The sequence below is a fragment of the Flintibacter sp. P01028 genome (assembly GCF_041925235.1).
Taxonomy (GTDB): Bacteria; Bacillota; Clostridia; order Oscillospirales; family Oscillospiraceae; genus Lawsonibacter; species Lawsonibacter aceti.
On record NZ_JBHEVC010000003.1, the window covers coordinates 172858 to 195690 of the forward strand.

Sequence of the window (22833 nt, forward strand, 5' to 3'; positions counted from 1 at the left end):
GCGGTTCTATGACCCAGACCAAGGAGTTCTCCTATCCTTCCTCTGACGGCATCCATACTATACACGCCCAGGAGTGGTTCCCCCAAAGCAGCCCTATCGCTGTGATTCAGATTGTCCATGGGGTGGCAGAACATATCGGGCGATACCAGCATCTGGCCCAATTCCTCACCGCCTACGGCTTTGTTGTGTGCGGCGAGGACCACCTGGGCCACGGCCTCACAGTGAACGACGGTCGATACGGTTACTTCGCCCCCCGCGGGGGATGGGACCTGGTCACCCAAGATGCGCGCCGCCTACGGGAGATAGAGGGGGAAAAGTTCCCCGGTCTGCCCCATGTGCTGCTGGGCCACTCCATGGGCTCCTTCCTCACTCGGACCTATCTGATTCGCTGGCCGGGAACGGTGGATGGAGCGGTTCTCTCCGGCACCGGCCAGGAAAAGGCGCCCTTAGTGGCCTTCGGTCGGCTTCTCGCCGGGGGGCTGGCCGCCCTCAAGGGCCCGGACTATGTCAGCCCACTGATCTATGAGCTTTCTCTGGGCGCCTACAACAAGAAATTTCAGCCCGCCCGAACCCGCGCCGACTGGCTCAGCAGGGACCGTGACATGGTAGACGCCAACTTAAACGACCCCCTGTGCGCCTTTCAGCCCACGGTATCCATGTTCCGGGATATGATGGAAGGACTGCAGTTCATCGCCAGCAAAAAAAATCTATCCAAAATGGACGTAGACACCCCCATCTATTTTCTGTCCGGTGACCAGGACCCCGTGGGCTCCATGGGCAGGGGGGTACGGAAGGTGGAGGCGATGTTCCGCTCCGCCGGGTGCCGGGATGTGACTGTCAAGCTGTACCCCGGAGGCCGCCATGAGATGTTCAACGAGCTCAACCGCCAGGAGGTCATGGAGGACCTGCTGGTCTGGCTGGAACAGCGGCTCTTTGACTAGAGCCCGGTTTTTCCCCAGTGTTTTGCCTCTTTGTGTCCTTTGGCGTACAGGGAGCCCAGAAAAATACGACAGTAAAAGAGCGGCTGTACGGCCGCTCTTTTACTGTCTTTCCCCTTTGAAGAGGAATACTGCTCTCATCGGAACCGCGACAATCATGGATGGTGAGATACAACGGGTGGTTTAGAGGGGCACAAGGCGCCACCCTAATCCCTCCACCTTCAGTTTGTCGCCAGCTCGCCTGTCAGGATGTGGTCTCTGGTCACGGTCTCTCCCTGGGGCAGGTCCACTGTAATCCTGTTCCAAAGCATCCCCCCCTGTTTCCCCTCCGTTCCCCTGTGGTGGTATCGGACAGAGAATCTGTGTATGGGACAATGGGCAGCCAGGACCTCATATGCCAACATGGCCTGGTCGGCCATTCTCTCCCGCATGACTGCCTCATCGGGGATGGGCTCATCCACACCGCCATAGAACTGCACATCGACGGATATGACGGCCTCGTCCGGCATCTGGGGGCTCCATCTGGCTGACCACATGGTAATATTCTGGTCCGGGACCCAGAGCCCTGTCCGGCGGATGACACTGTCGATGTCCAGTTTCTTCCGCAGGGCCTCTTCCCGTTCCTTATCCTCTACGACCAGCCCGCCATATCCCAGACTCCGCTTCTCGCCGCCGTCGGAGAAGGAGAGATAGTAGCCGCCGCCCACCAAATCATAACCCGCCCAGTGGCCCTGCGCCCTCCACTCCGGATGGACCTGGGCCGCATATTCCTTCATCGCGCGGGCGGCCATCAGATTGCCGATGACTGGTGGAAAACCAAGAGAAAGGAGGACAAACACAATCAGGGGCCCCACCAGAAGCAAGAGGGTCAGGCCTACACCCAGCCGTTTCTGTCCCAATCCTTCCATAAGGTTCCCTCCCCCTTTTTCGAAAATGATAGCAGAAGGCGGGCTATGCGGTCAATGAAATTGGGATATCTGGTCATTTTCCCGAGATAAGTGGTCCAAAAAATTTCGGACCTTCTCTATCTGTCCCCCTTGGACCGGGATAGTCATTTTCCCTCCCGCAGCTTGCACCTGGAGGGAGTATCCCCGCCTCTCCGGCACCAGCTCCGCGCCGTCCATGCTCTCCCAGGGGGCATACAGGACACAGGTGGAATAGCTGTCGTGGCTGATAGCAGCCAGGCCCCGGTTCATGACTCCCAGAAAATACTCCGGGTCCGGGGTCCTCTGGATCAGCCAGAGCAGGCCGCCCGTCTTTCTCCGAAGGTACAGGCAGTCCTCCAGCCGCTCCCCCAGCCGGTAGCACAGCAAGGCGGTGTGGTACATCCCATAGCTCTCCTCCAGCAGCCAGCCCAGCCGCTCAGGCTCTGGGTGCTCGGTGGGAAAGGCCAGACCGGAGGGCCGCCCCAGCAGCAGGGACAGCACCGGCCGCAGTTGGTCCTCCTTCACCTTGTTGTAGGAGAAAGAGGCTTGATCGCCATTCTTTAAGTAGATGGTCAGGATACATTTCAACAGCTGGACCTCATAGCGGATGGCAGCCGCCCCCTGGGGGATGAGCAGCCGGGTTACCCCTCCCCGCCACAGGGTCTGTAGGAGGACCTGGCCACGCCACCAGGACACGGCGTGCTCCTCCTCCCCTACTCCCTGCCGTACTTGGGGAATATAGGTCACGTTGCCGGGAGGCAGCCCTTCTCCCCGCCATTCCTCCAAAGCCGGGCGGAAAAGCTGGGGCAGCTCCGACCACTGATAGATACGCTTTGGCCAGGATGCCAATGTGGGTCGCCGGTCCTCTACAAATTTCACGGTCCTGCCCCCTTGATACAAAAGAGGTAAGACGCCTCGGAGAGCTTACGCTCTCCGAGGCGTCCCGTTCATCAGGTCTGGTCCTTGGTATCCTCGTCCTGAGACGGGGCGTGCTCCTGTTCTTCCGCCGGTCCCTGACCAGCGGGAGCGGTAGGTTCAGAGTCCTTTCGCTCCTCTGTGCCCTCCCCCTCAGGCTGACGGCCGCTGGCCTCCCCTTCGTCCAGAGCGGGAGGCTTGACCTCCTCGCTGACGATATGGATGTGCTTGGCCGGCGCCTCGATCACATCCGGTACGGAGGGGCGGAACGCCTTTTCGCTCTTGCGGGTAGAGGCGTAGGCGTCCTCCACCAGAGCGGGATCCCGGCCCTCGATAATGGCCACCATCTCGCCGCCAGTGATGGTCTCTTTCTCCAGCAGATAGGACACTACCTTGTGCATATCCTCCAGGTTCTCCTGGATAACCTTTACAGCGTCCTCGTAGCAAACGTCCAAAATTGCCTTGACCGCCTTATCCATCACAGCCGCGGTATCCTGGGCGCAGTCCAGGCCGTAGCCCCCGTCCAGATACTGGTTACGGACCGAGCCCAGGGCCATCATGCCGAACTCCTCGCTCATACCGAACATGGCCACCATGTTCCGGGCGATATTGGTAGCCTCCTGGATATCCTGAGAGGCGCCGTTGGTCATGGTATCCATCACCACCTGTTCAGCGGCCCGGCCGCCCATGGAAACAGATATCTTGGCCATAAGCTCTTCCTTGGTCCGCAGGTTGGTCTTGTCCTCCTCGGGCATCAAGAGGGTATAGCCCAGAGAGCCCTCGGTGTGGGGGACAATGGTGATCTTCTGCACCGGCTCGGCGTTCTTCTGCTTATAGGCCACCATGGCGTGGCCCACCTCGTGGTAAGCCACCAGCTTGCGCTCGAATTGGGTGAGCACAGAATTTTTCTTCTCACTGCCGGCGATGACAAACTCGAAGGAGGCCAGCAGGTCCTCCTGGGTCACCATGCGGCGGCCGTGGCGGACAGCCCGGAGGGCCGCCTCGTTGACCAAGTTAGCCAGGTCAGCGCCCACAGTGCCGGCGGTAGCTAAGGCGATCTTCTTCAGGTCCACGTCCTCGCTCAGACGGATGTTTCGCGTGTGGACCTGGAGGGTGGCCAGACGTCCGGCCAGATTAGGCCGGTCGATGGTGATGCGCCGGTCGAAACGGCCGGGGCGGAGCAAAGCCTTGTCCAGCACCTCGGGCCGGTTGGTAGCTCCCAGGACGATGACGCCCTTGCCGGGGTCAAAGCCATCCAGCTCGGCCAGCAGCTGGTTCAGTGTCTGCTCCCGCTCGTCGTTGCCCCCCATGCGGTTGTCGCGGGACTTGCCGATGGTGTCAATCTCATCGATGAAGATGATACAGGGGGCCATCTTGCTGGCCTCTTTGAACAAGTCACGGACACGGCTGGCGCCCACGCCCACGAACATCTCTACAAAGTCGGAGCCGCTGATAGAGAAGAAGGGGACGCCGGCCTCGCCGGCCACGGCCTTGGCCAGCAGGGTCTTACCAGTACCCGGAGGGCCCACCAGCAGGGCGCCCTTGGGCAGCTTGGCGCCGATCTCAGTGTACTTACCGGGGTTGTGGAGAATATCGATGATCTCCTGGAGGGACTCCTTGGCCTCATCCTGGCCGGCCACATCCCGGAAGGTAACACCGGTCTTCTTCTCCACATACACCTTGGCGTTGGCCTTGCCCACGCCGCCCAGGCCGCCCATTCCTCCCTTGCCGCCTACCCCGCGGAACAGGAACATCATAGCGCCCACCAACAGCAGGATGGGAAGCAGTGTGGAGATGAGCAGGGACAGAATATAGGCAGAGCTGTCTACCGGGTCGCTGCCGTAGTTGGTCACCCCGTGCTCATCCAGCAGGTCGTAGATGCTCAGGTCGGATACTGGGGGCGGGGTTGTGACATATTCCTTCTCCTGGTTCTGGCCCCGGAGGGGGATCTGCATTCCAGCAAAGATTCCCTGGTCCCGCTCCTCTTCCTGGGGCAGATAGGCCTCAGCCTCTTCCTCCATTCCTTCCTTCAGGGTGATGACGTACTCGCCGCTCTCCATCCGCACGGACTCCACCAGCTCTGCCACCACCCACTGGCGGAAGATGGAGTAATCCACCTGGACTTGGTTGGCGTTGGCATAGGATGAGGTGCAGCTTTTGAACAGCATGGTCAGTACCAGGGCCCACATAATAATGCTGATGAGGCCCAACGTGTTCTTTTTGTTGTTTCCCTTATCTGGTTTCAAAGGAGAATACCTCCAATTTTCTGCTTGATTTTCTCTTTTCTGTCCAAATCACATTTAGGACTAAATGGTATCATACCACATCCGCACTTTAAAAACAAGAAAAGCGGGTGTAAACTTTCTGTAAAAGGTAAGGGAGTCTGCCCGGACCGCGGCGCCCCTCGATCCCCGATCGGTTTTTTCCACGTCCTGTATTTTTGACTTCCCCCTTTCGCCTAAATATGATATACTGTTTTTTATCGTTGGAAATTTTGACATCGGAGGGAACTGCCCCATGAATAATAGACCGCCTCTGCGCCGCTCCGCCCCTGTGGAAACGGAGAACGACGGCATCATTGAGGGCCGCAACGCGGTCATCGAGGCCCTGAGAGCCGACGTGGCCATCGACAAAATATTTCTACTCAAGGGCGAGCGTGACTCGGCCCTGGGGCATATCGCCTCCGCCGCCCGGGAGAAGGGCATCGTAGTGGTAGACGCCGACCGGCGGAAGCTGGACAATATGAGCCGAACCCACTCCCACCAGGGAGTCATCGCCCAGGCCGCCGTTCGGGAGTACGCCTCTGTGGACGACATCCTAGCCGCCGCCCGGGATAAGGACGAGCCCCCCCTTATCGTAGTATGTGACGAGCTATCCGACCCCCACAACCTGGGGGCGGTCATCCGTACCGCCGACGCCGCCGGCGCCCACGGAGTCATCATCCCCAAGCGCCGGTCTGCCGGTCTGACCGCCGTGGTCGCTAAGACCTCAGCCGGGGCTGTGGCCCACGTTCCTGTCGCCCGGGTGGCCAATCTGCCCACTGTGCTGAAGGAACTGAAGGAGGCGGGAGTCTGGGTATTCGGCACCGCCATGGATGGGTCCACCTCCCTGTACCATGCCGACCTGAAGGGCCCTGCCGCCATCGTCATCGGCAGCGAGGGGGAGGGGATGGGCCGCCTGGTGGGAGAGAGCTGTGACTTCACCGTTTCCATCCCTATGTTCGGCAAGATCAATTCCCTGAACGCCTCCGCCGCCGCCGCGGTCCTGCTGTATGAGGCTGTCCGCCAGCGAACAGGCAATTAGTCAGACTTGCAGGAGGAATTTTCTATGATGCCAATTAAGCCTTTTAACGGGTTGGAGGCCGCTATTTGCACCATCGCAATGGCTGTCGTCGGGTACCTCGTCGGGAGCCTGCTGGCCATCCCGGGTGCGGGCGCCGTAGTATTTGCTATTGCCACCATGGGTGGATTCCTCTTGAGCGCCATCCATCGTAACCAGTGACTGAATTTCAAATTTCAAGGAGCCTCCCATGAGCGACCGCGACGATAAAAAACGAAACGAGGACGACCTGGCGGAGATCCGCTCCCTCATCGGGGACACGGACACAGGCGGTTTCTCTCTGGAAGATATTTTGGCGGAATACGGGTCCGGCAAGTTTCCGGGCCGGGGTGCGGTCCCTGTTCCCCCCAAAAAGGAGCGGGAGCCGGAGGGACCTGACCTTCCCTGGCCGGAGGCTCCCCGCACCTCCCGGCGTGAGGGGAAGGTAGTTGCCTTTCCCGGGGGCCAGGTACAGCAGCCTCCTGATGAGGAGGAGCTGCCTGATGAGGAGGAGCTGCCTGACGAGGAGGAGCTGCCTGACGAGGAGGAGCTGCCTCCCGACGAGGCTTCTCTCCCCAGTGAGGAGCCAGAGGAGCAGTTGGACGGCCCGGCAGCTGACAAAGAAGTGATTCCTTTTCCGGAGGAGGAGAGCGTCCTATCCGCTTTTCTCAAGGACCTGGGCAAAAAGGCCGACGACTATGCGGACCATATGTTTGAGGAGGACGAGGCCATCGACCACTCCGAGGTCCGCCGCCTGGAGAAGCTGATTCCAGGCACGGACCGGGAGGAGGAGCCGGAGGAGGTCCCCCGGTCCCGCCGTCCCAGGCCCCAGGACCCCCCTCCCCCGGACACGGACCCCCAGGAGCTGGCCCGGAGCTATCACAAGGGATTGGGCGGGGCCCGGCTGCGGGTACTGGCTGTGTTCCTCCTCTTTGCCCTCTCCCTGGTCCAACTGCTGGTACCCGCCCTGGGACTTGTATGGCTCCCCCCTCTGGACGACCTGTCCATCCAGCGTTGGATCGCCGTAGGCCTGCTGGCTGCGGGCGTACTGCTGGCCGGTGACGCGCTGGTGTCCGCCATTGGTCGGGCCTTCCATGGCAGGCTTGGGATGGATGTTCTGGCGGCCCTCTCCTGCGCCGCCACTCTGGCGGACGGCGCTGTGCTGGCTCTCCACCCCTCTCGTGGAAATCAGCTGCCATACAGCGCGGTGGCCCTGGCCGGCCTGTTCTTCCTGCTCCACGGAGCCTATCACAAGCGGTGCGGCCTGCGGCTCTCCTGCCGAACCGCGGCCGCCTCCGCCACTCCCTATCGGGTCACCCTGGACGAGGGGAAATGGAACGGCCTGGACACCTATACCAAATGGTCCGGCACCCAGGAGGGATTTGGCAGCCAGATCCAGGCTGACGATGGAGCCCAGCGTATTTTTCGCCGCTTCTGCCCCCTGCTGCTGCTGGGCTGCCTGCTGCTTTCTCTGTTGACCTCGGTGGGGATCGGCCAGCCTGAGCATCTGTTATGGTGTCTGTCCGCCACCTTTACCGCCACCTCCGCCTTTGGAGGAAGCTTGATCTACGGCCGCTCCTTCCACAAGCTGGCCCGGCGTCTGGCCCAAAGCGGTGCCGCCCTGGCTGGCTGGCCAGGCATCTCCCGCTCCCGGAGGGGGGACCGAGTTCTCATCACGGATACCGATCTGTTCCCCCCCGGCTATGTAGAACTCAACGGAGTGAAGGTGTTGGGCAACTTCCCTATGGAGCGGGTGGTGGCCTATACAGCCACTCTCATCCGGGACTCCGGCAGCGGCCTGACCAAGCTGTTCCACGACCATCTCCGCGCTCTGGGAGGCCTGATGCGGAATGCCGACCACCTGTGCTGCTACGAGGGGGGCGGCCTGTCCGCCAATATCCGCGGAGACCAAGTGCTGGTAGGTTCCGCAGCCTTTATGAATCTGATGGATATTCCCCTCCCTCAGGGGTTAAACGTAAAGAGCGCCGTGTTCTGTGCCATCAACGGGGAGCTGGCCGGTATCTTTGCCTTGAGCTATTCCCTCCACGACACCATTTTCCCCGCTCTGGAGGAGCTGATGCGTGAGAAGATCGGCCCTGTGCTGGCCACCCGTGATTTTAATCTGATCCCCGCCATGCTTCACCAGCGTTTCAAGCTGGCGGCGGACAAAATGGACTTTCCTCCGGTGGAACGGCGGCGGGAGCTGTCCGATCCGGAGCAGCCCCACAGCGATGTCCTCACCGCTCTGTTGTGCCGGGAGGGGCTGTTTCCCTTTGCCGAGGCTGTGACGGCCGCCAAGCGACTGCGGTGGGCAACCCGGCTGGGCGCCATTCTCTGCTGTGCCGGCTCCCTGCTGGGTCTGCTGCTGGCCGCCTATCTCACCTCTGTATCCGCCTATTCCTCCCTTTCCCCTCTGAATCTGCTCGTTTTCATGCTCACCTGGCTGTTCCCGGTATGGTTCCTGTCCGGGTGGGTCCACCGCTACTGATGGGACCTGATCTGAACGAATGAGGTGATCCTTTTGATCCGACTGGCCTGTGCTGACGACCTGGACGCCGTCGACGCCATCTATGACGCCATCCTGACTCTGGAGGAGGCCCGCCCCGTATCCTTCACCAACTGGCAGCGGGGCAAGTATCCCACTCTGGACCACGCCCGCCGTGCCATGGAGGAGCACACCCTCTGGCTGGCCGGGGAGGATGGGAAGTATTACGGCACCTTTATCCTCAACGGCATCCAGCTTCCGGAGTATGCCCAGATCCCCTGGCAGTTTCAGGCCCCGCCGGACCAGGTGGCCGTGATCCACACCCTGATGGTCCACCCGGACTGGTCTGGCCGGGGCAAGGGCCGGGAACTGGTCGCCTTCTGTGAGGAGGAGAGCCGCCGCCAGGGAAAATCTGTCATCCGGTTAGATACCCCGGAGGGCAACACCCCTGCCAATCTCATGTATGCCCGTCTGGGCTACCGGCTGGCTGGGGCCGCCGAGTTTTTCTTCCAGGGATTTATCCATGAGATCCTGAACTGCTACGAGAAGAAGCTGTAATCGGAGATAGAACAGAGCGGCGGGGACACCCAAGGGTGTCCCCGCCGCTCTTTATTAGGCCGCCTGCCGCAAGGCCAGGACCACCAGCAAAAGCTGGACCACCAGCAGCAGAGGGAATCCCCAGCGGAAATACCAGTGCCTCGTCTTATGGTGGAAAAAGCGCATCCCCAGCAGCCCGCCCAGGGCGCCGCCCAGCACGGCGGGCAAAAACAGAGTCTTTTCCGAGATACGCCATTTTTTCCCTACCGCCCTTCTCTTGTCCACCCCCATCAGAAAGAAGGCAGCCAGGTTGACTGCCATCAGGTACAGGATCACAAGCTGTACAAGCTCCGGGGCCATCGCTCTCCCCCTCTCTTTCGCCATGTCGGCTTATATCGGGGTACAGTGTACCTCTTTTTCTCTCCCTTTGCAACCCGCTCTCCCGCGGCTCCCCAGCTCTTTTGGACCTCCTCCCTGCCAGAACTGTCCCACGGGGAATTATTTTCCCTTTGGTCAAGATTTTTTCTCTTGTTTTACTTTTTAGCTAGACCTTAATCATCCTTTTTCATCCATTCTTCTTGTGTTAATTTTCTTTGCTTTAATTCCCCTCCCCTTTACCCATGTTTTCCCATTTTATTTTTCTCTATTTGTTTACTTCGTCATCATGTCCATCCTTTTTATTCCGTTTTACAGAAAACTAAATATTTTTTTGTCCTTTTAGCTCTTTTTTCTCATTTTAATGTTTTTTCAGCAAAAAAGCTGTTGCAATATTTCCTGCAAATGGTATAATGATTCGTCAGCAAAATTATTGTACGCTCCCATGGAAAAGATATCTGGGAGGAAATGGTGGCGGCGTTGCGCCAGTTCTGTTCGGGCTAGGTCCGGGCGGCAGCAGATCGTCGTCGCGTAAGAAGAAAGGAATGAAGTTTACAAATGGCAACGAAATTCGTGTACCTCTTCTCCGAAGGCAACGGCAAGATGAAGGAGCTGTTGGGCGGCAAGGGCGCCAACCTGGCCGAGATGACCAGCCTTGGTATGCCTGTGCCCCAGGGCTTCACCATCACCACCGAGGCCTGCACCCAGTACTATGAGGACGGCGAAAAGATCAACGACGAGATCCAGGCTCAGATCATGGAGTATATCGTCAAGATGGAGGAGATCACCGGCAAGAAGTTCGGCGATCTGGACAACCCCCTGCTGGTTTCTGTCCGTTCCGGCGCCCGGGCCTCCATGCCCGGTATGATGGACACCATCCTGAACCTTGGTCTGAACGAGGACGTGGTGGATGTCATTGCCAAGAAGTCCAATAACCCCCGCTGGGCTTGGGACTGCTATCGCCGCTTCATCCAGATGTATTCCGACGTTGTCATGGAAGTGGGTAAGAAGTATTTTGAGGAGCTCATTGACAAGATGAAGGAACAGCGGGGCGTCACTCAGGACGTGGAGCTCACCGCTGACGACCTGAAGGAGCTGGCCAGCCAGTTCAAGGCCGAGTACAAGTCCAAGATCGGCTCCGACTTCCCCAGCGACCCCAAGGAGCAGCTGATGGGCGCCATCAAGGCCGTCTTCCGCTCCTGGAACAATCCCCGTGCCATCGTGTACCGCCGCATGAACGATATCCCCGGCAGCTGGGGCACCGCCGTCAACGTCCAGTCCATGGCCTTCGGCAACATGGGCGACGACTGCGGTACCGGCGTTGCCTTTACCCGTAACCCCGCCACCGGCGAGAAGAAGCTGATGGGCGAGTTCCTGACCAACGCCCAGGGCGAGGACGTTGTGGCCGGCGTTCGCACCCCCATGCCCATCCAGGAGATGGCCGACAAGTTCCCCGAGGCCTTTGCCCAGTTCCAGGACGTGTGCCAGCGCCTGGAGAACCATTACCGGGATATGCAGGACATGGAGTTCACCGTAGAAAACGGCAAGCTCTATATGCTTCAGACTCGTAACGGCAAGCGCACCGCCGCCGCCGCTCTGAAGATCGCCTGCGATCTGGTGGATGAGGGTATGATCAGCGAGCAGGAGGCTGTTGCCATGATCGACCCCCGCAACCTGGACACCCTGCTCCATCCCCAGTTCGACCCCGCCGCTCTGAAGAAGGCCGCCCCCGTGGCCACCGCCCTGCCCGCCTCCCCCGGCGCCGCCTGCGGCAAGATCGTCTTTACCGCTGACGACGCCAAGGCTTGGGCCGAGCGGGGTGAGAAGGTGTGTCTGGTCCGTCTGGAGACCAGCCCCGAGGATATCGAGGGCATGGTCGCCTCCCAGGGCATCCTCACTGTCCGTGGTGGTATGACTTCTCACGCCGCCGTGGTAGCCCGCGGCATGGGCACCTGCTGCGTGTCTGGCTGCGGCGCCATCAAGATGGACGAGGCCAACAAGCAGTTTGAGCTGGACGGCCGCACCTACCGTGAGGGCGACTGGATCAGCCTGGACGGCTCCACCGGCAACATCTACGGTGAGGCCATCCCCACTGTGGACGCTTCTATTTCCGGCGAGTTTGGCCGTATCATGGCTTGGGCTGATAAGTTCCGCCAGTTGAAGGTCCGCACCAACGCCGACAACCCCCGTGATACCGCCCAGGCCGTCAAGTTCGGCGCCGAGGGCATCGGCCTGTGCCGCACCGAGCATATGTTCTTTGAAGCCGACCGTATCCCCGCCATTCGGGAGATGATCTGCTCCGATACCGTGGAGCAGCGTGAGAAGGCTCTGGCCAAGCTTGAGCCCATGCAGCAGGGCGACTTTGAGGCCATGTACGAGGCTCTGGAGGGCCGTCCCATGACCATCCGTTTCCTGGATCCCCCGCTGCACGAGTTTGTTCCTACCGAGGAGGCCGATATCGCCCAGTTGGCCCAGGATATGGGCAAGAGCGTGGCCGACATCAAGGCCATCATCGCCAGCCTGCACGAGTTCAACCCCATGATGGGCCACCGCGGCTGCCGTCTGGCGGTCACCTATCCTGAGATCGCCGCCATGCAGACCCGGGCTGTCATCAAGGCCGCCCTCAATGTCCAGGCCAAGCACCCCGACTGGAAGATGGTCCCCGAGATCATGATCCCCCTGGTAGGCGAGGTCAAGGAGCTGGCCTTCGTCAAGAACGTGGTGGTCAAGGTGGCCGACCAGCTGATCGCTGACGCCGGCTCCGACATGAAGTACCTGGTGGGCACTATGATCGAGATTCCCCGTGCCGCCCTCACTGCCGACGAAATCGCCAAAGAGGCCCAGTTCTTCTCCTTCGGCACCAACGACCTGACCCAGATGACCTTCGGCTTCTCCCGTGACGACGCCGGCAAGTTCCTGGAGTCCTACTACTCCAGCAAGATCTATGAGAGCGACCCCTTCGCCCGCCTGGACCAGAACGGCGTAGGCCGCTTGGTGGAGATGGCCTCCAAGCTGGGCCGTCAGACCCGCCCCGACCTGAAGCTGGGCATCTGCGGCGAGCACGGCGGCGACCCCTCCTCTGTGGAGTTCTGCCACAACACCGGGCTGGACTATGTGTCCTGCTCCCCCTTCCGGGTGCCCATCGCCCGTCTGGCCGCTGCCCAGGCCGCGATTAAGAATCCCCGCGCCTGATTCCTCCCCTGGTTTCTGAATCCGGTTCTCTCCAATAAGAATAACAGGCACACCGTCCAGTGGACGGTGTGCCTGTTTCTTTGGTTCCGCCTTATTCCCGGCAAGGTTCTCCCCTGTCCGTTTCCTTTCCCGGTAGCCTGTTCACCAAAAATTATTTCAATTTTTTTAATTAAATTGATTGACGCTCCCCCGGAACAGTGGTATCATCAGTCCGTTCAATTTTGAAGAAGTAGGATTTGATATCACTATGCATCCTCTGAAAAAGCTTACCTGCCGCGCTTTTCAGCTGGCCTTCCGGCTGGCGCTCCCCTTTCTCCCCTACCGGGAGCCCAAACAGTTGGACGGACTGGACTCCATCCCTCCGCTACTCAAATGGAGTGGGGTGGGCTCCGTCCTGTTGGTCACCGACCGTTCCGTCCGCTCCCTGGGCCTTACGGCCCCTCTGGAGAAGTCCTTGGCCGAGGAAGGCATCATCTGCGCTGTCTATGACGGCACTGTGCCCAACCCCACTATCCAAAATGTGGAGGAGGGCCGGCAGCTCTATCTGGACAGCGGAGCCCAGGCCATCATCGCCGTGGGCGGTGGCTCGGTCATGGACTGCGCCAAGGGCGTGGGGGCCCGGATCGCTCGGCCCCATAAGCCGGTGCGGAGAATGAAGGGCCTGCTGCGGGTGCTTGTGCCCACCCCTTTGACGATTGCTGTTCCCACCACCGCCGGTACGGGAAGCGAGGCCACCCTGGCCGCTGTCATTACTGACCCGGAGAAAAAGCACAAGTACCCCATCAACGACTTTGCCCTCATCCCCGACTACGCGGTGCTGGACCCGAAGATCACCCTGGGCCTGCCCCCCTTTATTACCGCTACCACAGGAATGGACGCCCTGACCCATGCCATTGAGTCCTACATCGGCCAGACCACTACCAAGCTGACCCAAGCTATGTCCGAGGAGGCCGCCCGCCTCATCGTCCACAATCTGCCCCGGGCCTTTGCCGATGGCACGGATTTGGAGGCCCGCCGGGCCATGCTCCGGGCCGCCTACTGCGCTGGTGTGTCCTTTACCCGATCCTATGTGGGCTATGTCCACGGGCTGGCCCACTCCCTGGGAGGCCAGTACGGCATCCCCCACGGGCTGGCTAACGCCGTCATCCTGCCCTATTTTCTGGAGGAATACGGCCCCGCCTGCTGGGAAAAACTGGGTAAGCTGGCCAAAGCGGCTGGGCTAGCCCAGGAGGGGGACTCTGCCCAGCAGAGCGCCCTGGCCTTCATCGCCTGGATCAAAGAGGCCAATCGGACCATGGGCATCCCGGAGACGATTGCCGAGCTCCGGGCCGAAGATATCCCCGCTATGGCCCGCCATGCGGACCAGGAGTGCAATCCCCTCTATCCCGTACCCCGGCTCATGGATCGTCAGGAGTTGGAGGTCATGTATCAAAAGCTGATGGCAAAGGAGGCGTCCCCATGGATATCCAAACCCTCGTCCAGGACCAGCGGGCCCATTTCCAAACTGGCCAGACGTTTAGCCTAGCTGTCCGCCGGCGGGCTTTGGACAAGCTGCGTCAGGCCATTCTGGCCCATGAGGCGGACATCAATAGCGCCCTGGCGGCCGACCTGAACAAGTCTGCCACCGAGAGCTATATGTGTGAGGTGGGGATGACCCTGGCCGAGCTGAACTATGTAAGGAAGCACCTGGCCCGCTGGATGCGGGACCGAAAGGCAGCCACCCCCTTAGCCCAGTTCCACGCCAAAAGCTTCACGGTGGCCGAGCCCTATGGAGTGGTCCTTATCATGTCCCCCTGGAACTACCCCTTTATGCTGACCCTGGAGCCCCTCATCGGGGCCATCGCCGCGGGCAACTGCTGTGTGGTGAAGCCCTCAGCCTACTCCCCCGCCACCTCCAACCTCATCCGCGCCATCCTGGCGGAGTGCTTTCCCCCGGAATTCGTCTGTGTGGTAGAGGGAGGCCGGGCGGAAAACCAGGCCCTGCTGGACCAAAAATTTGACTATATCTTTTTTACCGGCGGGGTGGCCGTGGGGCGGGAGGTCATGTCCAAGGCGGCCCGCCACCTCACCCCCGTCACCCTGGAGTTGGGGGGCAAAAGCCCCTGCGTGGTGGACGCCACCGCCAAGCTGGACCTGGCTGCCAAGCGGCTGGTATTCGGCAAGCTGCTCAACTGCGGCCAGACCTGCGTGGCCCCTGACTATCTGCTCATCGATGGCCGGGTGAAGGACCAATTTCTATCCCATGTCAAAAAGTGGATGACCGCCATGTATGAGCAGGATCCCCTGGACAATCAGGGCTATGTGCGGATGATAAACCGCAAGCACTATGACCGGGTGATGGGCCTCATTGACCCGGCCAAGGTGGTCTATGGCGGCCGGGGGGACCCGGACGCCTTGAAAATACAGCCCACTATCTTGGACGGTGTGTCCCCGGAGGACCCGGTAATGCAGGAGGAGATTTTCGGCCCCCTGCTCCCTGTCCTCACCTATGACACCCTGGACCGGGCGGTGGAGTTCATCAACAGCCGCCCCCATCCCCTGGCCCTATATCTGTTTTCCGAGGATCGGGCCGCCCAGGAGCGGTTCCTCCGCCAAGTCCCCTTTGGCGGGGGCTGCGTCAACGACACCATTATCCATCTGGCTACCAGCCGGATGGGCTTTGGAGGTGTGGGTGACAGCGGCATGGGCAGCTACCACGGCAAACTGAGCTTTGATACCTTCTCCCACCAGAAAAGCGTTGTGAAGAAGTCCACCTGGATGGACCTGCCGGTGCGCTATGCACCATATACCGCCCTTCAGGAGAAGCTGCTTCGCCTCTTTCTGCGCTGAAACCGTCCTCTTTCCGAGGCCTCTTATGGCCCAGGGCGGCCCGCATTTGTGGTTTTGCTCCTGCGGGTCCGAAGCCGCCAGCAGGACAAAGGCCATTGCGGATGAAATCTGATAACAAAAACACCCATCTAATTTTACTCAGATGGGTGTTTTTTATTATGGTCGAATCATTCGAAGGGGTTACATGTTCTTTCCGCGCTCGATTGGGCCATTTTCTTTTTCGTATTCGTCAAGGTGCTTCAGCAGTACATATTCAATATAATTCGTCATAGAGCGGTGTTCAGCCGTAGCCAGGACCCCGATCCTATCAAATACATCGTCCGACATACGCAACGTAAACACTCGTTTGATAGTGGCCATATTGCCCGCCCCTTTCTATTTTCGAATATATAATAGTGTAATAACACACAAATATATACGGTCTATTGACAGCTAAGTGATATCACTTTATAATGTTGAAAAAATGTGAAAGGGGTTGAGTATCGTCGAAAAGTTGCAACAACTTGTCCGCCTGGGCAAAAAGCTCTCGAGTGTCGGCTCCGAACTCAGGCTTGCCCAAAAGGGACTGGAAAAATGGCGGATGACTATGGACTAAGCTCTCCTCAGGCCATCGACTTTTCCAAACACTGCGACAAACTGTCATCCAGATTCACCGCATTGGAAGATGATTATTTGACTTTGCGCCAAGAACTTATCCAGCAGTAAAAAAGCCCCGCCAGTCATGACTGGCGGGGCTTTTTTACTGCTCAATTTTACTCCGTGGTATAGTTGTCAAAATAGCCCTGAATATAGACGATAGGAGTTCCCTTGTCGCCGGAGCCGGAGGTCAGGTCGCACAGGGAGCCAATCAGATCCGTCAGGCGGCGGGGGGTGGTGCCCTCAGACACCATCTGGCCCACCAGGTCGCCGTCCTTCTTGTGAATGCGTTCCTTAATGGCCTCCTTCAGGGCATCGCCGGACAGGTCAGCAAAGTCGTTATCCGCCAGATACTTCAGCTTCAGCTCGTTGGGGGTCCCCTCCAGACCGGCGGTATAGGCGGGAGATACTACCGGGTCGGCCAGCTCCCAGATCTTGCCCACCGGATCCTTGAAGGCGCCGTCTCCGTACACCATGACCTCCACATGCTTCCCAGTCTTTTCCAGCAGCTTCTTCTGAATGGCCTCCACCAGATCCTGGCACTCCCGGGGGAATAGCTTGACCTGGTCCTCCGTAGCCTTGTTGGAGCCCAGCAGGCCGTACTTGGCGTTATAGCCGCTGCCGTCAACTGGGGCAGTCATAATCTCGTCCAGGCCAAAGACCTTCTCCGCCCCGCCCTGCTTTAGCAGACGCTTGGTGCGCTGACGAGTGTGGATGTCACAGCACAGCACATTCTTGGTGTATCCCAAGATAGCTCGCGGATCGTTGGCAAAGATTACCTCCACCTCAGCGCCGCTCTCCCGAATCAGCTGCTGATAGTATTCCACATAGTCCACGCCGGTGAAGGGGTGCTTCTCATAGCCGAACAGTTCCCGGTATTTCTCCAGAGACAGGACATCCTTATAGGGGTCCACGCCGCGCTCATCCAAGGCATCCAAACTGACCAAGTGGTTGCCCACCTCGTCCGAGGGATAACTGAGCATCAGGACGATCTTCTTGGCCCCCTTGGCGATGCCCCTTAGGCAGATGGCAAAGCGGTTGCGGCTGAGAATGGGGAAGACAACGCCCACAGTCTGGCCGCCCAGCTTGGCCTTCACATCGCCGGCAATATTGTCCACCGAGGCATAGTTGCCCTGGGAGCGGGCCACGATAGCCTCAGTCATGGCAACCACGTCACGGTCCCGGATGGCGAATCCGTCGTCAGCGGCCGCCTCCAGCACGGAATTGGTGACGATCTCCACCAGGTCATCACCGCTGCGGATGATAGGGGCCCGCAGGCCGCGGGAAACGGTACCGACCATACGACTCATGTTGGAACACTCCTTATCGTTTCATGTGTATCATTTCATCAGATGGGGAACATCTGCCCCCAATTTTTTAGTATAGCAAGAAATGTTCAAAAAGTAAATAAAAAATAGCTCTCCCTGGGCTTCTTTGGCATCCAAAGTTTCACGGACAAAGGCGCCGCCCCTCTGTGCAAATGGACGGCCAAAAAATTTTTTGGACTGTGCGGGAACTTTTCTCTCCCTAATACGTCTATTAAAAGCAAAGGGACAGGAACGCCCCACAAAAAGGAAAAGGAGCGATTATAATGAACAAGAAGCTAACCGCCGTCGTACTGAGCGGTGCCGTCGTCTGGTTGATGGGCGCCCACGCGCTGGCCGCACAGCCGGCAGGCCAGTCTGATATCATTCCAATCTCCGCCCCTGTGGAGGACATCGCCATGACAGACAGCGCGCTTTACTACGGAACCGTGTCCGCCATCTCCACGGAGGAGGACGGAACCATTTCCCGCTTGACTATGGAGTCTGAGGCCCATGGACAGTATGTGATGAATCTCTCCCCAGACACCGTATGGGTAGACGCTGGAAATAAAACCGCCGCTGATCCCTCCACGGTGAAGGTGGGCGACAGACTGTATGTGTACCACAGCCACGTCTCCACCCGCTCTCTCCCTCCCCAGTCCGCCGCCTTCGCCGTGGTCGTTAACGTGCCCCAAGATATGGGTGCGCCCCACTACCACGTCGTAAATAATGTGGTGTCCCAGGAGGATGGCTCTGTGAAGTTCTCTGTGGACAATGGAGGACTCATTCTCTCCGTATCCGTAGATGCCGGCTTGTCCGCCTACGAGGGGGACGCCCCCGCCCTGGCTGATATCCAGGCCGGTGACCGCATCATGGCCTGGTACGATATCGTACTCACCTCCTACCCCGGTCAGAGTGGCGCCAGCCATATCATGCTCCTGCCCGCTAAGGCCGAGGATCTGCCCAAGCCTGAGGAGGGCGCCCAGCTGACTATGGAGTTGGACGGCAAAGTACCCAACATGGTAGGCCGCTATGAGAGCGGCGTGGCTATGGTTCCCGTGGCCGCCGTCGCCCAGGCTCTGGGCCTGGACGTGACTTACACCCCCAATACAGACGAGGGCGCTTTGGTCACCGTGGAGAGCGACCAGTTCCGGGTCAGCCTGTACCTGGACCGGCAGATCATCACCGGCGTTACTAAGATTGAAGGGGCCGTAGGCGCCACCGGCCCCCTGGACTATGGCAAGGCCCCCTATGTGGTCGCCCCTGGCACCACCTGGGCGCCCGCCGAGATCTTCAAGATGCTGGGCAGGACTGTCACCCTGGAGGGCACCAATCTTATCATTGAGTGATTTGAGCCTGAATCAAGAAATAGATCATACAAAAAGGGAGCCGCTTCCTGGTGAAGCGGCTCCCTTTTCCAACGTCCGGCCCGCTGGGGGCTGACAAGTGAGACTCCAAACACAGGTACACACACGGGGTGATGCCAGGTTTATTAACATAAGATTTTATTTGCCTAGTCCTTTTGGTGGTACGGCCCGAATACTATTTCCAGTTGTTTGAGCGGCTGTGTGTGCTGTACGCAGCGTACAGGGCGCTGGCGATAAATTTTATAACACCCATTACAGGCAAAGCAGCGGCTCTCCGCCTCTGGATTTTCCTTCATACGGGAGATAAAATCAGGCTGGCAGATCAGGCTTCGGCTAAATGACACAAAGGGGAACCCGGCTTCCAGCACCTGTTCCGCTGTCTTACGGGAGAAAACTCCTCCTACTGGAATCAGCGGCACCTCAACGCCCTCTCTGGCCTCCATGATCTCATGGAGAAAGAATGGCTTTTTCTCCCCTGCCCGGGTGGCAAAATCAAGTCCGCTGATCTCTATTCCGTCTACGCCGGCCCCCTGGCAGAGCCGCAGAAGAGCACGCAAATCTCCGCATCCATTGGAGTCCACCTTGACCAGCAGCGCGAACTCCGGCCCACAGGCCGCGCGCACGCCAGCCAGAATTCTTGCCGGCAGGCGGAAGCGATTCTCCAGGCAGCCGCCATAGCTGTCTGTCCGGTGATTCTCCTGGGGGTTCAGAAAATTGGACAGGAGATAGCCGTGGGCATGGTGGACCTGCACCCCGTCCAGTCCGGCCGCCTGACATATCCGTGCTCCGTCAATGAACTGCTCTACCAGTTGGTCCAGCTCTTCCTCCGTAAAATCATCCGGTCCCTTTGGACGGCATCCGTTGACTCTCTCCATTCCCTTCAGTCCGCTGTGACTGATCTGGGCCACAATCCGGCCGCCAGCCCGGTGTACCTCCTCCGCGGCCTGGCGCAACAGGCTGTGGTCAATCCGCCGGTCCAACACCACCTGTCCCTCGTCGGCGCGCTGAGAGCGGTCTACCGTCATATGGCCAGTAATAATAAGACCTACTTCTCGCTCGGCTAACTCCCTCTGCACCTGGACCCAGGCTGGCGTGATCTGCCCATCCAGGGTCGAGAGGTGCTCATTGGTCGCTGAACGGACCGTCCTATTTTTTAAGTGGAGAGGCCCAAGCCGGGCCGTTTCAAACAGTTTGTAATGCATACACTCCTCACCATCCATCCAAATATTCCTGTGGGCTTACAGGTCTTTCCCAGTAATACGGGCAGTGCGCCCCAGCTTGTTCCACTCCCGGTTTCCCTGGTTGTGCTGGGCCACCAGCTTGGCAATCTGCCCCTGGCTCTCCTCCACCTCCGCCTTGAAGGCTCTGGCGGACAGGCGCAGAGCCCCGTGGCCCAGAATGATCATCTGCTCCAGCCCGTCGGAGGTGGCCACCCGCACCCGATGGTCTCTCCCCAGGTCATAGGTCGTTTTTTCAATATAGGCGTCGGCAGTTTCCGCCTCCTTGGTGTACACCACATAGATACCGTTGACCTTTTCCACCGAGCCTGGGTTCCCCTTCACTTTATAGGCATCAAAGACCAAAATGACCACACAGTTTCGAAAGCCCTGGTAGTTGGACAGGATATCAGCCAGCGTAGAACGGGCGGCAGCCACGTCCTGCTGCGCTATCCGCTTCAGCTCCTCCCAGGCGAAAATGATGTTGTATCCGTCCACAAGCAGGTACTCCGGCCCAGTCTTTTGGGCACGGATGGCGTACTTCTCGTCGCTGAGGCTGGTCCGCGCCGGCTTTTTCTGGGGTTGGAAGGCCCGCAGCTCCACCTTGCCATAGGTCCGCTCGAAAATGGCCTGGAGTTCCTTGTCCTGCTCCAGACTTCCGCTAGAGTAGGTCCGCTGTCTGCCGACGGGAGGGGCCTCAGCCTGCCGTGGGCGCTCCAGCCCTAGGCGCAGGCCGCTGTCCACGTGCATATGGTCCCGTACCTCGCTCCATTTCACGTTGACGCCTGCCCCATGGGAACAGAACACAGAGTCGGGGGTATTTTCCACATCCCGCTCCGGGTCGTAGCTAAATTGGGCAACGATGCTCTCCTGGTCAGCACAGGGTTCATAGCCCCGAAGCGCACAGTTTAAGCGGCCACGGCCTCGGGTGTAGGAGGCCACCTCCCGCCAGTAGTTCCGCAGGCCAGCCACCGGCCCGTGACCGGAGAGGAGGACCAGCTCTCCCTCCTGTTCTGGGGCGTCCACAATGCCCCCCATGGCCTGGAGGTCGGTCATGGCCCGGCCCACACAGTCCGGGGGCAGCTCCAGTTGGAATTCGTAATGGGGCTCCAGCAGAATACTCTCCGCCTGCATCAGCCCCTGGCGCACCGCTCGGTAGGTGGCCTGGCGGAAGTCGCCCCCCTCGGTGTGTTTCAGATGGGCCCGGCCGGCCACCAGTGTGATCTTCATGTCCGTTATGGGGGAGCCGGTGAGCACTCCCAGGTGTTCCTTCTCTTCGAGATGAGTGAGAATCAACCGCTGCCAGTTCAGGTCCAGTTGGTCCGCCGAGCAGGAGGAGGCAAAGCGCAGCCCGCTTCCCCGCTCTCCCGGCTCCAGCAGCAGGTGTACCTCGGCATAGTGGCGCAGGGGCTCGAAGTGGCCTACCCCCTCCACTGGGCCAGAGATCGTCTCCCGGTAAACGATGGATCCAGCTCCGAAGGACACCTCCACCCCGAACCGCTCCCGGATCAGACGGGTCATCACCTCCAGCTGTATCTCGCCCATAAGTCGGAGATGTATCTCTCCCAGAGCCTCGTTCCACACCACCCGGAGCTGGGGGTCCTCCTCCTCTAACTGCCGAAGGTTCCGCAGTATGGCGTGGACATCACACCCATGGGGCAGGATCACCTGGTAGGTGAGAGGTGGCTCCAGCTCCGGCTCCCACCGCCCGGCTTCCCCTCCAAGCCCATCCCCAGGCCGGGTATGGGTCAGGCCGGTCAGGGCGCACACCGTGCCAGCTGGCGCCTCGTCCACAGTCTGATATTTGGGTCCGGAGTAGATCCGGATCTGGTTGACCTTCTCCTGCCAGCCCTCTCCTCCCAAAGCGGTCCGGACCCGGAGCGTGCCGCCGGTGACCTTCACATAGGTCAGCCGGTCGCTGCCGTCCCTGGCGATCTTGAACACCCGCGCCCCAAACTCCGGACCATACTGGGGAGCAGAGGCGTAAGTAGCCAGGCCGTCCAGCAGCTCCCCCACCCCCTCCAGCTTGAGCGCGGAGCCAAAGAAGCAGGGAAAGATGAGCCGACGGGTCACCAGATCGGCCACATCCTCCTCTGTGACTTCCATTCCCTCCAGATAGTGTTCCAATAGCGCCTCGTCGCAGGCGGCTAGATCCTCTTGAATTGATCCGATCCCCCGAGAGAAATCCAGGCAGCCGCTGTCCAGTCTGGCCTGGAGCTGGGCCAGCAGGGCGTCTCGGTCGCTGCCCGCCAGGTCCATCTTGTTTATAAATAGAAACGTGGGTATTTTGTGCTTGTCCAACAGCTTCCACAGCGTGCGGGTATGGCCCTGGATGCCGTCAGTGCCGCTGACCACCAAAACGGCGCAGTCCAGCACCTGGAGAGATCGCTCCATCTCCGCGGAGAAATCCACATGCCCTGGGGTGTCCAGCAGGGTGAAGGCTGTTCCCCCATAGGAGAACTCCGCCTGCTTGGAGAAGATGGTGATGCCTCTCTCCCGCTCCTGAGTATCTGTATCCAGAAAGGCGTCCTGATGATCTACCCGCCCCAGCTTCCGCAGGGCACCGCTCAGATACAGCAGCCCCTCGGAGAGTGTGGTCTTGCCGCTATCCACATGGGCCAAAACCCCCATTACGATCCTTCTCATTTTATGGCTGTCCCGCCTTCCGCACTTCTCATTTTTATCCAGCATACAATGTCCCCGGTCCACTGTCAAGGTAGTTCCCTTCCCATTTTTTCCACTTTCCGGCTACTTTCTCTGGACTTTTACATAGAAATGCGGTATACTATGTCGT

General features: G+C 59.4%; 17 protein-coding genes. 9 read left to right on the plus strand and 8 right to left on the minus strand.

Going from position 1 to position 22833, the window contains the following annotated elements; translation table 11 throughout:
* The first annotated feature begins 8 nt into the window (after positions 1-8).
* Positions 9-941: a lysophospholipase gene (locus ACEVJK_RS07635; protein WP_374740322.1), complete on the plus strand. Its 933-nt coding sequence runs from the start codon at positions 9-11 to the stop codon at positions 939-941.
* Positions 942-1159: 218 nt separating this feature from the next.
* Here the strand turns inward: ACEVJK_RS07635 and ACEVJK_RS07640 are convergent, their stop codons facing one another.
* The 3 genes from ACEVJK_RS07640 to ftsH all read right to left on the minus strand — a co-directional run bounded on the left by ACEVJK_RS07640 (position 1160) and on the right by ftsH (position 5025).
* The gene (locus ACEVJK_RS07640) at positions 1160-1846 is read right to left on the minus strand and encodes a hypothetical protein (RefSeq protein WP_374740323.1); all 687 of its coding nucleotides are present in this window, start codon (positions 1844-1846) and stop codon (positions 1160-1162) included.
* A gap of 51 nt (positions 1847-1897) precedes the next feature.
* Positions 1898-2743, minus strand: a complete 846-nt coding sequence (locus tag ACEVJK_RS07645; protein WP_374740324.1) for a hypothetical protein — start codon at positions 2741-2743, stop codon at positions 1898-1900.
* A 71-nt stretch (positions 2744-2814) separates the two neighbouring features.
* The gene (gene ftsH, locus ACEVJK_RS07650; protein ID WP_374740325.1) at positions 2815-5025 is read right to left on the minus strand and encodes an ATP-dependent zinc metalloprotease FtsH; all 2211 of its coding nucleotides are present in this window, start codon (positions 5023-5025) and stop codon (positions 2815-2817) included.
* Positions 5026-5296: 271 nt separating this feature from the next.
* On the opposite strand from ftsH, the gene rlmB reads away from it, so the two are divergent.
* From rlmB to ACEVJK_RS07670, 4 genes are read left to right on the plus strand one after another with little or no spacing between them, the layout of a single operon-like run.
* Positions 5297-6082 carry a 23S rRNA (guanosine(2251)-2'-O)-methyltransferase RlmB gene (rlmB, locus tag ACEVJK_RS07655; RefSeq protein WP_262669719.1) on the plus strand — a complete coding sequence of 262 codons (786 nt, stop codon included), beginning with the start codon at positions 5297-5299 and terminating at the stop codon, positions 6080-6082.
* A gap of 27 nt (positions 6083-6109) precedes the next feature.
* Positions 6110-6280, plus strand: coding sequence for a hypothetical protein (locus ACEVJK_RS07660; protein ID WP_186851891.1), 171 nt, complete (start codon positions 6110-6112; stop codon positions 6278-6280).
* A 28-nt stretch (positions 6281-6308) separates the two neighbouring features.
* Entirely contained in the window at positions 6309-8585 is a 2277-nt protein-coding gene (locus ACEVJK_RS07665) for a hypothetical protein (protein WP_374740326.1), read from the plus strand.
* 33 nt (positions 8586-8618) lie between these two features.
* Positions 8619-9140, plus strand: a complete 522-nt coding sequence (locus tag ACEVJK_RS07670) for a GNAT family N-acetyltransferase (protein WP_186851889.1) — start codon at positions 8619-8621, stop codon at positions 9138-9140.
* A 54-nt stretch (positions 9141-9194) separates the two neighbouring features.
* On the opposite strand, the gene ACEVJK_RS07675 is transcribed toward ACEVJK_RS07670, so the two are convergent.
* On the minus strand, positions 9195-9479 hold the full coding sequence (locus ACEVJK_RS07675; protein WP_186852146.1) for a DUF1294 domain-containing protein: 285 nt from the start codon (positions 9477-9479) through the stop codon (positions 9195-9197).
* Positions 9480-10052: 573 nt separating this feature from the next.
* Between ACEVJK_RS07675 and ppdK the strand changes: the two genes are divergently transcribed.
* The 3 genes from ppdK to ACEVJK_RS07690 all read left to right on the plus strand — a co-directional run bounded on the left by ppdK (position 10053) and on the right by ACEVJK_RS07690 (position 15515).
* Complete coding sequence (gene ppdK / locus ACEVJK_RS07680) at positions 10053-12686, plus strand: pyruvate, phosphate dikinase (RefSeq protein WP_262669723.1); 2634 nt, start codon at positions 10053-10055, stop codon at positions 12684-12686.
* Positions 12687-12933: 247 nt separating this feature from the next.
* The gene (locus ACEVJK_RS07685; protein ID WP_374740327.1) at positions 12934-14211 is read left to right on the plus strand and encodes an iron-containing alcohol dehydrogenase; all 1278 of its coding nucleotides are present in this window, start codon (positions 12934-12936) and stop codon (positions 14209-14211) included.
* Positions 14145-15515 carry an aldehyde dehydrogenase gene (locus tag ACEVJK_RS07690; RefSeq protein WP_374740328.1) on the plus strand — a complete coding sequence of 457 codons (1371 nt, stop codon included), beginning with the start codon at positions 14145-14147 and terminating at the stop codon, positions 15513-15515. Before ACEVJK_RS07685 ends, ACEVJK_RS07690 begins: the two co-directional genes overlap by 67 nt.
* Before the next feature lie 180 nt (positions 15516-15695).
* On the opposite strand, the gene ACEVJK_RS07695 is transcribed toward ACEVJK_RS07690, so the two are convergent.
* Together ACEVJK_RS07695 and ACEVJK_RS07700 are read right to left on the minus strand one after the other, a co-directional pair.
* Complete coding sequence (locus ACEVJK_RS07695; protein ID WP_147571645.1) at positions 15696-15875, minus strand: hypothetical protein; 180 nt, start codon at positions 15873-15875, stop codon at positions 15696-15698.
* 392 nt (positions 15876-16267) lie between these two features.
* Positions 16268-17461 carry a coenzyme F420-0:L-glutamate ligase gene (locus tag ACEVJK_RS07700; RefSeq protein WP_147571646.1) on the minus strand — a complete coding sequence of 398 codons (1194 nt, stop codon included), beginning with the start codon at positions 17459-17461 and terminating at the stop codon, positions 16268-16270.
* A gap of 281 nt (positions 17462-17742) precedes the next feature.
* On the opposite strand from ACEVJK_RS07700, the gene ACEVJK_RS07705 reads away from it, so the two are divergent.
* Positions 17743-18804: a stalk domain-containing protein gene (locus ACEVJK_RS07705; protein ID WP_186851885.1), complete on the plus strand. Its 1062-nt coding sequence runs from the start codon at positions 17743-17745 to the stop codon at positions 18802-18804.
* A 164-nt stretch (positions 18805-18968) separates the two neighbouring features.
* On the opposite strand, the gene ACEVJK_RS07710 is transcribed toward ACEVJK_RS07705, so the two are convergent.
* Both ACEVJK_RS07710 and ACEVJK_RS07715 read right to left on the minus strand, forming a co-directional pair.
* A complete protein-coding gene (locus ACEVJK_RS07710) occupies positions 18969-20024 on the minus strand; it encodes an NADH:flavin oxidoreductase (RefSeq protein WP_262669728.1) in 1056 nt (351 codons plus the stop codon).
* A gap of 36 nt (positions 20025-20060) precedes the next feature.
* Positions 20061-22685 carry an NYN domain-containing protein gene (locus tag ACEVJK_RS07715; protein WP_374740386.1) on the minus strand — a complete coding sequence of 875 codons (2625 nt, stop codon included), beginning with the start codon at positions 22683-22685 and terminating at the stop codon, positions 20061-20063.
* Positions 22686-22833 lie beyond the last annotated feature (148 nt).